This is a genomic window from Pseudooceanicola sp. NS-SX9 (assembly GCF_057380705.1).
Window position 1 is genome coordinate 173,812 of the sequence record NZ_JBXXRN010000006.1, and the last position, 13,913, is coordinate 187,724.

Genomic DNA, 13,913 nt, shown 5'->3' on the forward strand with positions numbered 1-13,913 from the left:
ATTCGAAAGGAGCCGCCATGCGCTATGCCGCCATCACCGACCGCCTTCAGGACCTCGGCGGAGACAAATGGGCGCTGCACAATGCCGCCTATGCTGCCAATGCCGCCGGCGGCAGCATCATCGACCTGACCATCGGCGAGCCCGACATCACCCCCGATCCGGCGCTGGTCGAGGAATGCATCGCCTCGCTGCGCGCCGGGCGCACCCGCTATTCCGAAGGCCGGGGCGAGGAAAACCTGGTGGCGGCGCTGGCCGACTACTACCGTCCCGTCTGGCCCGAGATCACCGGCGCCAACGTGCTGTGCTTCCCGGGCACGCAGACCGCGCTTTATGCCGTCTTCACGGCGCTTTCGCAGACCGGTGACGGCGTGCTGATCGGCGACCCCTACTATGCCACCTACGAAGGCGTGGTGCAGGCCACCGGCGCCCATGTCCAGCCGGTGCCGCTGCGCATCGAAAAGGGCTTTGTGCTGCAACCGGCCGATCTGGCGCGCGCCATCACCGCCGATAGCCGGGTGCTGCTGCTCAATACCCCCCACAACCCCACCGGCGCCGTGCTGGACCTGGCCACCATCGAGGCGCTCGGCGATCTGGCGATCACCCATGATCTGTGGATCGTCTGCGACGAGGTCTATGCGGCGCTGATCTTCGAGGGCGAATTCGCCTCTCCGCTGCAGATCGAGGCGCTGCGCGAACGCACGGTCGTGGTCTCGTCGATCTCGAAAAGCCATGCGGCGACGGGGTTCCGCAGCGGCTGGGCCATCGGCCCGGCCGAGTTCTGCACCCGGTTGCTGCCGATCTCGGAAACCATGCTGTTCGGCAACCAGCCCTTCATCGCCGACATGACCGAAGCGGCGCTGACCCGCGACTATCCCACGTCCGAGCTGCTGCGCACCGCGCTTGGCCGCCGCGCCCGGCTGGTGCATGATCTGGCGCAGGCCGCCCCGGCGCTCTCGTGCCCGATGCCCGAAGGCGGCATGTTCGCGATGATCGACATCTCGGCCACCGGTCTTGACGGGGAAACCTTCGCCTGGCGTCTGCTGCGCGAGCACGAGGTCGCGGTCATGCCGGGGTCTTCGTTCGGGGCCAATGCGCCTGGGCTGATCCGGGTGGCGCTGACGGTGCCGGATGCGGATCTGCGCACGGCGATGGAACGGATGACGCAGCTCAGCTCGGCGCTGGCGGAGCGCGTGGGGGCGGCATGATCGCCTTCCCGCTGTCGATCGACCAACCGGCGGCGCATCGTGCGTCCCTGCCCGCGGCCTGCGACGTGGTGATCGTGGGCGCGGGCGTGCTGGGGGTGACGGCGGCGCTGTTCCTGCGCCGCCGCGGCCTGAACGTGGTGCTGCTGGAAAAGGGCCGCGTCGCGGGCGAGCAGTCGTCGCGCAACTGGGGCTGGATCCGCCAGCAGGGCCGCGACCCGGACGAACTGCCGCTGGCCATCGAGGCCGTCAGCCTGTGGCAGCAGCTGGCCCTGCAATGCGGCGAGGATATCGGCCTGCAACCGGGCGGCACCCTTTATATCGCCCGCACCGCGGCCGAGATGGAAAGCTACACCGCCTGGACCCGCCTGGCCGAGGCCCATCACCTTGACACCCGGATGCTGGGCGCGGCCGAGACCGACGCCCTGATCCCCGGCATGTCGCGCCGTCCGCTGGGGGCGATGGTGACGCCCTCGGACATGCGCGGCGAGCCCTGGAAGGCCGTGCCCGCCCTGGCCCGGATGGCCGCGCGCGAGGGCGTGCTGATCCGGGAAAACTGTGCCGTGCGGGCGCTGGACGTGGCCGCGGGCCGCATCAGCGGCGTGATCACCGAGGACGGCCCCCTGCGCGCCCCCGAGGTCCTGGTCACCGGCGGCGCCTGGAGCGCCCTGCTGCTGCGTCAGGCCGGGATCCGCATTCCGCAGCTGACCGTGCGCGGCACCGTCTGCGCCACCGAACCCCTGCCCGAGGTCCACCCCGGCGCCAATACCGACGAGCGCATCGCCTTCCGCCGCCGCCAGGACGGCGGCTATACCCTTGGGCCTGCGGGCTTTCACGAGCTGTACCTGGGCCCCGATGTCTTTCGCCATCTGCCGAAGTACCTGCCCGCCTGGCGCGAGGATCCATTCGGCACGCGGCTGCGGATCGGGGCGCCGGCGGGCTATCCCGATGCCTGGGGCACGCCGCGGCGCTTTGCGCCCGACCAGGTATCCCCCTTCGAGAGGATGCGGATACTGAACCCCGCCCCGAACCGCCGCGCGGTCGAGGCGATGCGGCGCAATTTCCAGGACCTGCTGCCGGGGCTGGGAGAGGTGCGCCTGAAAGCCGCCTGGGCCGGAATGATCGACGCCATGCCCGACGTGGTGCCGATTGCCGACCGCTGCCGCCTGCTGCCGGGGCTGACCATCGGCACCGGCATGTCGGCGCATGGCTTCGGCATCGGCCCGGCCTTCGGGCGGGTGCTGGCGGGGCTGGTCTTGGGGGAGGCTTCGGCCCATGACCTGACGCGCTTCCGCTTCGACCGCTTCACCGACGGCAGCCCGATCCGCCCCGGCCCGGCGCTGTAGATCCCGGCCCCCGGCGCAGGGGCCGGGGGCCCGGGTTCCTTGAAACGATCCCGCGCGGCGTCCCGGTGGCCGGGGTCCCGGCATCGGCGGGGGATCAGCCGGGTTCCAGCCCCAGGAAGGCGCGCATGCGGACGCCCTGCTGATCGGCCATCGCGGTGCCGCGCACCACCCGGCATCCGGCGGCGGCGGCGCGGGCAATCAGCGCGGTTTCCTCGGGGTCGGTCAGCGCATCGGCGACGCAGGCGGCCTGGGCGATCATCGCCTCGCTGAAGGGGGGCGGGGCCTCTCCCGGGCTGCCGGCGGGCGAGGCGTTGATCAGCACATCCGCCCCGGCCTCCAGCCCCGCCACCACGCTTGTGGCCCCCATTCCCGCCAGCCGCGCCGCCAGATCCGCAGCGCGCGTGCCGTCGGCATCATGGATCACCAGCCGTGCCACGCCGCGCCGCACCGCCTGCAGGGCGATGGCGCTGCCCGCCGCCCCGGCGCCGCACAGCTGCACCCGTGCGCCCGCCAGGCCCTGGCCCGTGGCCTCGATCGCATCCATCATGCCGTGACCGTCGAACATCTCTCCGATCAGGGTGCCGTCGCTCGCGCGACGGATCGTGTTGACTGCCCCCAGGAAGGCCGCGTCGGGTTCCAGCCGGTCGCACAGATCGTGCAGGGCCACCTTGTGCGGCACGGTGGTCAGCGCCCCCGGCATGTTCCCGGCCTGTCGCAGCAGGTCCAGGAAGGCCCCCAGCCCCTCGGGCGGCAGATCCAGCGGCACGCAGACCGCATCCTGGCCCCGCTTGCGGAACAGCGCGTTCCACAAGGGCGGCGTCGCCACCTGCGCCACCGGATGCCCCAGGATCGGAACCACCCGTGTCGCCACGCGCTCGGTTTTCATGCTGTCTCCTCCTTGACAGATAATCTTCGGTACTTTTAAAAATATTACACGTTTTGGCAATCGCGTCATGAAAGACGCCACACGGAAGGGGAGGTCCGTCGTGATGTTCAGCCGCCGGTCGCCGAAGGGCGACAGCTCGTCCGACACCGTTGTTTCCGTGATCGCTGCTGCCCTCAGGCGGGACATTTCCTTTGGCGATCTGGCGCCCGACGCCAAGCTGAAGATCGAGGCCCTGCGGGCACAGTACGGCGGTTCGAACCATTCGGTGCGCGAGGCGCTGACGATGCTGTCCTCGGAGGGGCTGGTCGAGGCGACGGCGCAACGCGGCTTCCGCGTGGCCTCGGCGACCGAGGCCGACCTGCGCGACATCATCCGCCTGCGCGCCGAGCTGGAGCCCCTGGCCCTGGCCTGGTCGATGAAACATTCCGACGTGGACTGGGAGGCCCGCGTGGTTGCCGCCCAGCACCGGGCCGAGCGGGCGCTGACGGCGCTGCTGCACGATCCCGATGCGGCGGCGATGGAATGGGACGAGGCCGGACGGGCATTGCATGCGGCGGTGGTGTCGGGCTGCGGCTCGCCCCGGATGATCCGAATGCTGGGACAGCTGTTCGACCAGTCGAGACGTTTCCGGCTGGCCGCCCTGCGCGAGGGGGTCTGCGATCCGCAGGCGATTGCAGGGCACCGGGCGGCGATGGTGCGTGCCATTCTGGAACGCGACGTCACCGCTGCAACTGCCGCATTGCTGGCAGATATCCGGGATGACCTGCAGCCGTCCCGCTAGGGGGCGGCGGTCATCCCAACAGGGCCCCCAAGGGGGCCGGCTCAACGGGGGAGGAGATCCAATGAGCACTTTCACACGTCGGTCCGCACTGGGCCTGATGGGCGCCACGCTGGCCACGCCGTTCCTGTCGCAGGGCGCGCGCGCGGGCACGGCGCTGCACCTGGGCGCGATGCGCCTGGTCAGCCACGCCCCAAGCTTCATCGCCTTCGAGCGCGGCTATTTCTCCGATGCGGGTCTGGATGTCAGCTTTGACTGGTTCGAGGCGGCACAGCCGATGGCGGTGGCGATTGCCTCGGGCGACACGGGCTATGCGATGACGGCGATCTCGGGCGGGCTGATCTCGCTTGCGGACAAGGGCGTGGCCAAGGTCATCGGCGGCGCGCTGAGCGAGGAAAAAGGCATTTCCGGCCAGAAGATCCTGGCCTCGAACAAGGCCTATGACGCCGGGCTGACCGATCCCTCGAAGCTGGACGGCAAGACCTTCGGCATCACCCAGGCGGGGTCCTCGTTCCAGTACATGGGCGCCAAGATCGCCCAGAAGGAAGGCGTGACGCTGCATTACAAGCCGCTGCAGAAGACCGGCGCGGTGATCGGGGCGATCAAGTCCGGCCAGATCGACGCCTGGTCCATCGTGCCCCACATCGCCAAGCCCCTGGCCGAGGCCGGCGCCGTCAAGATCATCGGCGAGGTGGCGGATTACATCCCCAACTACCAGGTCACCACGGTCTTCACCTCGGCCAAGAATGCCGCCCAGGAAAAGGACCAGACCAAGGCCTTCCTGCAGGCGCTGTCGCGCGGGACGGCCGATTACAACGCCGCCTTCGTCGATGCCACCGCCGGCGATGACGAGAAGGAGGCGCTGGTCCAGCTGCTGGCCAAATACGTCTTCCCCGACCGCAAGCTGGAGGAGGCCCGCGCGCCGATCCTCGACGGGTCGATGCGCATCAACAAGGGCATGGCGCTGAACAAGGCCTCGGTCATGGATCAGCTGGACTGGTTCAAGTCCGAGGACCTGGTCAAGGGCGACGTGACCTATGAAACGCTTGTCGACGACAGCTACGTCGACATCCTTTCCTGATCCAGGGCGGGCGCGGGCGCTGCGGCGCGCGCGCCCCCGAGATAGGACATTCCCATGGAACTCAAGCTCGAAGGGGTCTCGCATCGCTATGGTGATGTCGAGGTGCTCCGCAATATCGACCTGTCGATCCCGAAGGGTCAAATCGTCTGCATCGTCGGCCCCTCGGGTTGCGGCAAGTCCACGCTGCTGCGCTTTCTCGGCGGGCTGGAGCGCCCAACGGGCGGTCAGGTGCTGCAACTGGGCGAACCGCCTGCCGACAGCATCAACCCGCTGACCTATGTCTTTCAGGACTTCGCCCTGCTGCCTTGGCGCTCGGTCGAGGGCAATATCTCGTTGATCCTGAAGGACCACGGGGTGAAGGGCGCGCGGGCCGATGCGATCATCACCGACGTTCTGGCGCGCACAAGGCTGTCGGATTTCCGCAACGCGCTGCCGCGGCAGTTGTCGGGGGGCATGAAGCAGCGCGTGGCGATCGCGCGGGCGCTGGCGGTGAACCCGGCCGTGCTGCTGATGGACGAGCCGCTTTCCGCGCTCGACAGCCAGACGCGGGAACTGCTGATGGACGATCTGGTGACGCTGTGGACGCGCCAGCCCTTCACCGCCGTCTACGTCACCCACAACCTGAACGAGGCCGTCCGCCTGGGCCACCGGATCGTGGTGCTGTCGCGCCGTCCCGGCCAGGTCCGCGAGGTGGTGACGCTGGACAAGCCCCTCGATCAGCGCAGCTCGGCCGACCCCGAGCTGGAACAGATTCAGAAACACCTCTGGGGCCTGATGCGCGCCGAGGCCGAGGCCGCCGACATGGAGCTGGTCGATGACTGACATTACCTCTGCATCCGTTTCCGCCAAACCGGTGAAATTCCGCGGCGGCGGCTTCAGGCCCACCTCGCCCCGCTGGGTCGGCGCGCTGGTCTTCGTCGTGCTGATCGCCTTCCTGGAATGGGGCACCCGTGCGGGCTTCATTTCCGAACTGACGGTGCCGCGCCCCTCGGCCGTGGCGATGACGCTTTACGATTTCGCCGTGTCGGGGAACCTGTGGAAGAACCTCGGGCCGTCGCTGATGCGGCTGTTCGTGGGCGGCACGCTGGGCGCCATCGTGGGCATTGCCGTGGGCGTGATGATCGGGCTGTTCTCGGTCGTGCGGGCCGGGCTGGTGCCGCTGGTGGCGGCGCTGTTCCCGATCCCCAAGATTGCGCTGCTGCCGCTGTTCGTGATCTGGTTCGGCATCGACGAATCCTCGAAATACGCGCTGATCGCCTTCGGCACCTTCACCCCCACCGTCGTCGCGACCTATGGCGCGGTCGACAACGTGGACCGCTCGTTGATCCGCATGGGCCAGAGTTTCGGCCTGAAATGGTCGACCATCGTGCTGCGCATCGTGCTGCCGGGGGCCATGCCGGGGATCCTGTCGGGCCTGCGTGTCAGCCTGGCCATCGCCATCATCCTGCTGGTCGCGGCCGAGATGCTGGGCGCGGAATACGGCATCGGCGCCTATATCCTGCAAGCCGGGTCGCTTTATGATCTGGAACGGCTGTTCGCCGGGGTGACGATCCTGTCGGCGCTTGGCGTGGTGCTGTCGGGCATCGTCGGACTGGTGGAAAAACGCCTGCTCGGGTGGCGCGCATGAGCCGCAAGATCGAAAGCGAATATGACGTCATCGTCGCGGGTGGCGGTGCGGGGGGCATCGGGGCGGCGCTAGGTGCCGCCCGGGCCGGGGCCAAGGTCTGCCTGGTCGAGAAATACGGCTTTCTGGGGGGCGCTGCCACGACCTCTCAGGTGCTGGCCTATTGCGGGTTCTTCCAGCAGGGCCGGACGCCCGTGCGCGCCGTCACCGGCGCGGGCGAACTGGTGCTGGAGGCGATGCGGGGCCTTGGCATGGACGGCCAGGCGCATTGTTCGGAAACCACCGGCAACTGGATCGTGCTGCTGAACCCCGAGGGGCTGAAGCTGGCGCTGGACCGGGTGCTGGCGGATCATGGCGTCGACGTGCTGCTGCATTCGCGCGTCGCCGCCGCCACCCGCACGGCCAGCCGCATCGAATCCGTCACCGTTGCGGGGATGGAGGGCCGCCGCCGCATCGCCGCCGAAGGCTTTGTCGATGCCACGGGTGATGCCAACCTGTCGCTGGTCGCGGGCGTTCCGATGCGCGAGGGTGATGACCAGGGCCACCTTCAGGCTGTGTCTGCGCCGATCAGGGTGGGCGGGCTGAACCCCGCCGTCCCCATCGACCGCGAGGCCATCAAGGCTGCCATCGCGCGCTACAACCAGACCGGCCGCTACCCGATCTCGCGCGCGGACGGCGGGATCTATTCCATCATCCCCGGCACCGGAGAGCTGTGGTGGATGGTGATCGACCTGCCGCTGAAGGATCTGGGGTCCGCCAGCTTTACCTGGGCTGAACAGCAGGCCCGCGCCATGGCGCATGACTATGTCGAGATGCTGCGCGCCCATGTGCCGGGCTTTGAACACTGCTTCCTGGCGCAAAGCGGGCCGCAGATCGGTATCCGCGAAAGCCGCCACCCGGCCGCGCGCTACGAGATGACGGCGCAGGACCTGATCAGCGGCCGTCAGCGCCCCGACAGCGTGGCGCGTGCCGCATGGCCCGCCGAACTGCACGGGCAGGCGGGCAAGCCGGTCTATCATTCCGTCGGGGGGCCGGGCTTTGCCTCGGTGCCGCTTGACAGTCTGCGGGTGCGGGGCCTCGACAACCTGATGCTGGCGGGGCGGGTGATCGGTGCCGATCCGGTGGCCTATGGCTCGGTCCGGGTCATGGGCACGGCCTTCGCCACCGGCGAGGCCGCGGGCATCGCCGCCCTGACCGAAGACCCGACCGGCGAAGAGGTTGGCGCCACGATCCGCAGGCTGGGCGGGCTGACCTGATCCCGCCTGCCGCCGCGATCCTTGCCGCCCGCCCGGGATCCATCCCCCGGGCGGGCGGTTTGGTTCAGGGGGTGCCCAGCAACGGCTCCAGCGTGTCGATGACGCGGGTGATAAAGCTCTCGTCCAGCGCCAGCTCCTGCACCTCGGGCAAGGGCTGGCCCGATCCCTTCTCCAGCAGTTCAAAGCGTCGCCACAGCGGGTCGACGTTGGCCACCATGTGCAGGGCTGCGCCCCGGACCAGCTCGTAGCGCCAGATCGCCTCCTTGCGGGTCAGCGCGGGAAAGCTGCGGCCGATCTCGGTGATGAATTTCTGGGCAACCCGGTCCAGCCGGCCCAGCGTTTCGCGGTTGTCGGCCGCATAGGGGACGGTGCGCATCTGGTAGACGTTGCGCACGTAAAGGCTGCCGCCATCGGCCGCCCGCGACACGTCGGTGATCGGCGCCAGAAGCGCGGTCAGGATCTGCCGGGCGCTGAGCGGTGCCCCCCCGGCCTGCTGCAGCATCGCCTCCAGCCGGGCTTCGCGTTCGTCGTTGATGGCATGGGTGATTTCCCGGGCCGCAGCCTCGACCAGGTTGTCCTTGCTCTGAAAATAATAGTTCACCGCCGCGACATTCGCCCCCGAGGCCTGGGTGATGTCGCGCACCGTCGTCGCATGGGGCCCCTTGCGGGCCACCAGTTCCTTGGTGGCGTCCAGGATGCTTTCCCGGGTCTGCTTGCGACGGCCGCGCGTCTTCTCGGCGGCGGGTCTGGGGTTGGTCATGCAGTCTCCTCTCGTGCGGCTGTACCGCCGCCTTGCGGAAAGTCTCTTGCATTCGAACAGCAGTTTCAATACCGTTTACGAAGCAAATGTTTGAAATACTCGATTGAAACGGGGCAGACGATGCAGGAAACCTCCTTCCTTCATGAAAACCGGCCGGTGGACACCGGACAATACCGCTATGCACCCTCGCGCGGGCGCCCGAAGATGGAGATGCCCGGCAAGGCCCGCATCGCCTTCTGGATCGCCCCCAACATCGAGCATTACGAATGGATGCCCCCGGTGAACCCGAACCGGCATCCCTGGCCGCGCGTCATGCCCGACGTGCTGAACTATTCCATGCGCGACTATGGCAACCGCGTCGGCTTCCGCCGGGTGGCGGACGAAATGGCCAAGCGCGACATCCGCGGCACGGTTTCGCTGTCGATCAGCGTGGTGGACCACTTCCCCGACATCATCTCCCGCTGCAACGACCTGGGATGGGAGCTGTTCAGCCACGGCGTCTACAACACCCGCTACTTCTACGGCATGTCGCTGGAAGAACAGCGCCAGGTCGTCATCGACAGCCGCGAAACGCTGGCCCGCGTCGGCCAGACGCTGGACGGCTGGCTGACCCCGGCGATCACGCCCAGCCTGGAAACCCAAGAGATCCTGGCGCAGGAAGGCGTGCGCTACACGCTCGACTACTTCCACGACGATCAGCCGATGCCGCTGAAGCTGAAGACCGGCAAGCTGATTTCCGTGCCCTATTCGATCGAGATGAACGACACCCCCCTGGCCCATTGGCACCGGATGCCGATGGAGGAGATCTTCGTGTCGCTGAAGGCGCAGTTCGACCGGATGTATGCCGAGGGCGCCGAGAACCCGAAGGTGATGTGCTTTGCCATCCACCCCTTCCTGCTGGGCCAGCCGCAGCGCATCGACCTGTTCGCGGAATTCCTCGACTATGTGAAATCGCATCAGGATGTCTGGTACCCGACGGGGCGCGAAATCGCCGACTGGTACTATGAAACCCAGTACGACCGCATGACCGCCTGGCTGGATACCCTTGAGGGAGATCACTGATGCCCGCCCCCATCACCCCCACCGGCCCCGCCTATCTGCAAACGCCGCTGCGCCGCACCGCGCAGATGGAGCATGATTTCTACAACTGGCGCGACACCCATGCCACCAACCATCTGGTCTGGAAGGACGGCGCCAAGCTGGGCGTCTGGATCCAGCTGGCGGTGGAATGGTTCCCGATGAACATCGAGCCCAAGCCCTTCCTGCCCCATGGCGCGCCCTACCGCGCCTGGCCCGACAGCGAGGTCTACACGCAGCGCGACTACGGCAACCGCGTCGGCATCTATCGCATGATGGATGCGCTCTCGGCGCGCGGCATCAATGTATCGGCCTTCCTGAACGCCCGGGTGGCGCAGCGCTATCCGATCCTGATGACCCACCTTCTGGCCGCCGGCTATGACATGGTGGCCGCGGGTCTCGATGCCGGTGTCATCCACCACGAGGGCATGTCCGAGGAAGAAGAGCGCGCGGTGATCGCCGAAACGCTCTCCATCTTCAAGGGCTTCGGCGTCACGCCGAAAACCTGGCATTCCCCGGGCTGGAGCCAGTCCTCGCGCACGCCCGCGCTGCTGAAACAGGCCGGTTTCACCGCCATGGCCGATTGGGGCAATGACGAGGTGCCCTATGATTTCGCCACCGCGAACGGCCCCATCGCATCGCTGCCGCTGCTGTCGGAATTGTCGGACCGCGACGCGATCCACCAGTGGAAGCACCGCCAGGACGAATACGAAGGCGCGCTGATCCGCTCGGCCCGTCGCCTGCTGCGCGAGGCCACCGAGACCGGTCAGGGTCGCCTGCTGCCGATCAACCTGTCGCCCTGGATCATGGGCCAACCCTACCGGTCCGAGCTTTTTGCCCGGATCCTTGACGGGATCGCGGGGATGGAGGGTGTCTCGTTCGTCACCACCCCCGAGATCCTTCAGGCCACGACGGACCTGGCCGTCCAGGCCTGAACGGGCGGGCGCCTGTCTCCGCGCCCGCCTCCCCCTTCCGACATCTGAGGTTCCCATGCCCTCGCCCCGCACCACGCAGGGCGGCAGCCTGCTGCTGACCGCCCTTGTCATCTCCTGCGCCTTCCTGATGGAAAGCCTGGATAGCACGATCCTGGTCTCGGCGCTGCCCGCCATCGCGAAGGACTTCGGCGTGGCGCCGCTGCGGGTGAACCTGGCGGTGACGATCTATCTGGTGACGGTGGCGGCGATGATCCCGGCCTCGGCCTGGTTCGCCGACCGCTTCGGCGCGCGGCGGGTGTTCCTGTGGGCCATCGGGGGGTTCATCGTCACCTCGGTCGGCGCGGCGCTGTCCACATCCCTGCCGATGCTGGTGTCGATGCGGGTGTTGCAGGCCATCGCCGGGGCGATGATGACCCCGGTCGGCCGCCTGCTGCTGATCCGCGCCGCACCCAAGGAAGAGCTGGCCAATGCCATCGCCTGGATGTCGATGCCCGCGCTGATCGGCCCGGTGGTGGCACCGATGCTGGGCGGCTGGATCGTCACCTATGCCAGCTGGCCCTGGATCTTCATCGTCAACCTGCCCATCGGCGCGATTGCCCTGCTGGCCGTGCCCCGCCTGCTGCCCGCCGACATGCCGGAACCCCGGCGCAGCTTCGACGGCCGCGGCTTCGTGCTGTGCGCCGTGGCGCTGGCGGCGCTGCAGCTGGGGCTGGATCAGCTGGTGCATCCCTTCGTGCCGCTCTGGGTCAGCCTGGGGCTGGCGGCGGCCGTGCCGGTGGCGGCCATCGGTTTCCTGCTGCACAGCCGCCGCCACGGGGCCCCGGTGCTGGACCTGAGCCTGTGGAAGCTGCGCCTGTTCCGCATCGGTTTCTTCGCCGGGGGCCTGTCGCGGATGGGGCTGAACGCCGTGCCCTTCCTGTTGCAGATCCAGTTGCAGCTGGGCTTTGGCTGGACCGCCGCCAAGGCGGGCACCACGGTCTTTGCCGTGGCCGCCGGGGCGATGGTGCTGAAACCGCTGATGCGGCGCACCATGGGGGCGCTCGGCTTCCGGCGCACGCTGGGCTGGAACGGCTGGCTGGGCGGTGCCCTGACCGCCGCGCTGGCGATGCTGGGCCCGCAGACCCCGCAGGCGCTGCTGCTGGTCGTCGTGCTGGCCTATGGCGTCAGCCGCTCGCTGCAATTCAATGCCATCAACACGTTGCTCTTTGCCGAGGTGCCGAAACCCCGCCAGAGCGCCTCGACCGCGCTTGGCGGCGTGGGCCAGCAACTGTCGATGGCACTTGGCATCTCGCTGGGGGCGATCTTCGTCGCCCGCTTCGAGGCCGCAGGCCTGGCACCCCCCCATCACGCGATTTCCGCGGCCCTGCTGGCGGTGGCGGCGTTGACCGCCGTCTCGGGGCTGCTGTTCCACCTTTCCCTGACACGCGAGGACGGCCTGGCCGTCACCTCCGGGCGCGCCCGCGCCGCCTGACGATCCGAAGGACCTGACCATGACCCATCCCCAGACCGACCCGGCCGCGCTGACCCTGTCCGAGGCCATCGCCCGGATCGAGACCGGCACCCTGACGCCCTCGGCGCTGGTCGAGGCCACCATCGCCCGCATCCAGGCCGCCGACGCGGTGATCCACGCCTACCTGCGCCACGATTTCGCCCGCGCCCGCGCCCTGGCGGCGCAGGCGGATGGCCGCGCGGCGGCCGGCCGGCGGCTGGGCCCGCTGGATGGCATCCCCTTCGGCGTCAAGGACAATTTCTACACCCGCGCATTCGAGACTACCGCCGGATCCCGCGTTCCCCAGACCTATGATCCCGACATGAACGCCGGAGTGATCGAGACACTGGAACAGGGCGGCGCGATCCTGATGGGCAAGCTGAACACCTGGGAATACGGCACCGGCACCGGCGCGGCCAGTTTCGACCTGCCCGCGCCCCCCGCCCGCAACCCCTGGAACCCGGCGCATTATACCGGCGGGTCGTCCTCTGGCTCGGGGGCGGCGGTCGCCGCGGGCATGGCCTGTTTCGCGCTTGGCACCGATACCGGCGGGTCCGTCCGCCTGCCCGCCGCCGGTTGCGGCACCGTCGGGCTGAAACCCACCTTCGGCCGGATGAGCCGCCACGGCATGATCCCCAATTGCTGGAGCTTCGACACCGTGGGCCCGCTGACCGCCAGCGTGGAGGACGCGGCGCTGCTCTATGAACTGCTGTCGGGCCATGACCCGCGCGACGAAAGCTGCCTGCGCAGCCCGGTGGCGCCGGTGCTGCCGACGCTGCGCGACGGCGTGCAGGGGCTGCGGGTGGGCTTTGTCACCAACCTCTCCGCCGCCGGGGTCGAGCCCCAGCCCGCCATCATCGACGCGCTGAAGACGGCCGCCGACACGCTGCGCGCCCTGGGCGCCAGCGTCCAGGACATCGCCCTGCCCGTCGCCCCGGCCGAATACCGCCGCATCAGCGGGCCGATCAACCGCAGCGAAAGCTTTTCCATCCACGAACGCGACTACCTGGAGCACCGCGACCTGATGGGGGCCGCCCTGCGCACCAAGATGGAAACCGGCATGTACACCCGCGCCGCCGATTACCTGGCGGCGCTGCGCGAACGCGCGCGGCTGGTGGCGCTGACCGATGCCGTCTTTGCCGAGGTCGACGTGCTGCTGCTGCCGATGACCTATGTCACCGCGCCGCGGATCGAGGACGACGCGACCGTGATGGCCTTCACCGCCACTTCGGGGGCGACGCCCTTCTCGCTCTCGGGGCATCCGGCGCTGTCGCTTCCGGCGGGATTTGACGCGGCGGGCGTGCCGGTGGCGGTGCAGCTGGCGGCGGGCTTCCTGCAGGAAGCCACGCTGCTGCGCGCCGCCCATGCGCTGGAACAGGCGCTGAGCGGCGATGCCCCCCGCCGCGCCGATCCCGCGCGGATGCTGGCGCCCTCCGATCCCTCCCAGCCCGTTTCTTCCCTGTCCGAAAAGGCCTGATC

The 13,913-nt window shown here is 68.6% G+C and carries 13 protein-coding genes; 11 read left to right on the plus strand and 2 right to left on the minus strand.

Annotation, left to right across the window (positions count from 1 at the left end):
- Positions 1-17 precede the first annotated feature (17 nt).
- Positions 18-1,205, plus strand: coding sequence for a pyridoxal phosphate-dependent aminotransferase (locus AC2ITM_RS22795; RefSeq protein WP_486470501.1), 1,188 nt, complete (start codon positions 18-20; stop codon positions 1,203-1,205).
- Positions 1,202-2,548: an NAD(P)/FAD-dependent oxidoreductase gene (locus AC2ITM_RS22800; RefSeq protein ID WP_486470502.1), complete on the plus strand. Its 1,347-nt coding sequence runs from the start codon at positions 1,202-1,204 to the stop codon at positions 2,546-2,548. Before AC2ITM_RS22795 ends, AC2ITM_RS22800 begins: the two co-directional genes overlap by 4 nt.
- A 94-nt stretch (positions 2,549-2,642) precedes the next feature.
- Here the strand turns inward: AC2ITM_RS22800 and AC2ITM_RS22805 are convergent, their stop codons facing one another.
- Positions 2,643-3,434 (minus strand): shikimate dehydrogenase family protein, encoded by a 792-nt coding sequence (locus tag AC2ITM_RS22805; RefSeq protein ID WP_486470503.1) that lies wholly within the window; start codon positions 3,432-3,434, stop codon positions 2,643-2,645.
- Positions 3,435-3,537: 103 nt separating this feature from the next.
- Here AC2ITM_RS22805 and AC2ITM_RS22810 point away from each other — a divergent pair, with 103 nt between their 5' ends.
- The 5 genes from AC2ITM_RS22810 to AC2ITM_RS22830 all read left to right on the plus strand — a co-directional run bounded on the left by AC2ITM_RS22810 (position 3,538) and on the right by AC2ITM_RS22830 (position 8,173).
- Positions 3,538-4,215: a GntR family transcriptional regulator gene (locus AC2ITM_RS22810; protein WP_486470504.1), complete on the plus strand. Its 678-nt coding sequence runs from the start codon at positions 3,538-3,540 to the stop codon at positions 4,213-4,215.
- Positions 4,216-4,276: 61 nt separating this feature from the next.
- Complete coding sequence (locus tag AC2ITM_RS22815) at positions 4,277-5,293, plus strand: ABC transporter substrate-binding protein (RefSeq protein ID WP_486470505.1); 1,017 nt, start codon at positions 4,277-4,279, stop codon at positions 5,291-5,293.
- A 54-nt stretch (positions 5,294-5,347) separates the two neighbouring features.
- Positions 5,348-6,115, plus strand: coding sequence for an ABC transporter ATP-binding protein (locus AC2ITM_RS22820; protein WP_486470506.1), 768 nt, complete (start codon positions 5,348-5,350; stop codon positions 6,113-6,115).
- A complete protein-coding gene (locus AC2ITM_RS22825) occupies positions 6,108-6,920 on the plus strand; it encodes an ABC transporter permease (RefSeq protein WP_486470507.1) in 813 nt (270 codons plus the stop codon). Before AC2ITM_RS22820 ends, AC2ITM_RS22825 begins: the two co-directional genes overlap by 8 nt.
- A complete protein-coding gene (locus AC2ITM_RS22830) occupies positions 6,917-8,173 on the plus strand; it encodes an FAD-dependent oxidoreductase (RefSeq protein ID WP_486470508.1) in 1,257 nt (418 codons plus the stop codon). The genes AC2ITM_RS22825 and AC2ITM_RS22830 overlap by 4 nt, the downstream gene beginning before the upstream one ends.
- Positions 8,174-8,237: 64 nt before the next feature.
- Here AC2ITM_RS22830 and AC2ITM_RS22835 read toward each other — a convergent pair whose 3' ends face one another.
- Complete coding sequence (locus AC2ITM_RS22835) at positions 8,238-8,933, minus strand: TetR/AcrR family transcriptional regulator (RefSeq protein ID WP_486470509.1); 696 nt, start codon at positions 8,931-8,933, stop codon at positions 8,238-8,240.
- Positions 8,934-9,053: 120 nt separating this feature from the next.
- On the opposite strand from AC2ITM_RS22835, the gene AC2ITM_RS22840 reads away from it, so the two are divergent.
- From AC2ITM_RS22840 to AC2ITM_RS22855, 4 genes are read left to right on the plus strand one after another with little or no spacing between them, the layout of a single operon-like run.
- On the plus strand, positions 9,054-9,995 hold the full coding sequence (locus AC2ITM_RS22840) for a polysaccharide deacetylase family protein (RefSeq protein ID WP_486470510.1): 942 nt from the start codon (positions 9,054-9,056) through the stop codon (positions 9,993-9,995).
- On the plus strand, positions 9,995-10,945 hold the full coding sequence (locus tag AC2ITM_RS22845; RefSeq protein ID WP_486470511.1) for a polysaccharide deacetylase family protein: 951 nt from the start codon (positions 9,995-9,997) through the stop codon (positions 10,943-10,945). The genes AC2ITM_RS22840 and AC2ITM_RS22845 overlap by 1 nt, the downstream gene beginning before the upstream one ends.
- A gap of 55 nt (positions 10,946-11,000) precedes the next feature.
- Complete coding sequence (locus AC2ITM_RS22850) at positions 11,001-12,416, plus strand: MFS transporter (protein ID WP_486470512.1); 1,416 nt, start codon at positions 11,001-11,003, stop codon at positions 12,414-12,416.
- Positions 12,417-12,435: 19 nt separating this feature from the next.
- Positions 12,436-13,911 (plus strand): amidase, encoded by a 1,476-nt coding sequence (locus AC2ITM_RS22855; RefSeq protein WP_486470513.1) that lies wholly within the window; start codon positions 12,436-12,438, stop codon positions 13,909-13,911.
- The last annotated feature ends 2 nt before the right edge of the window (positions 13,912-13,913 follow it).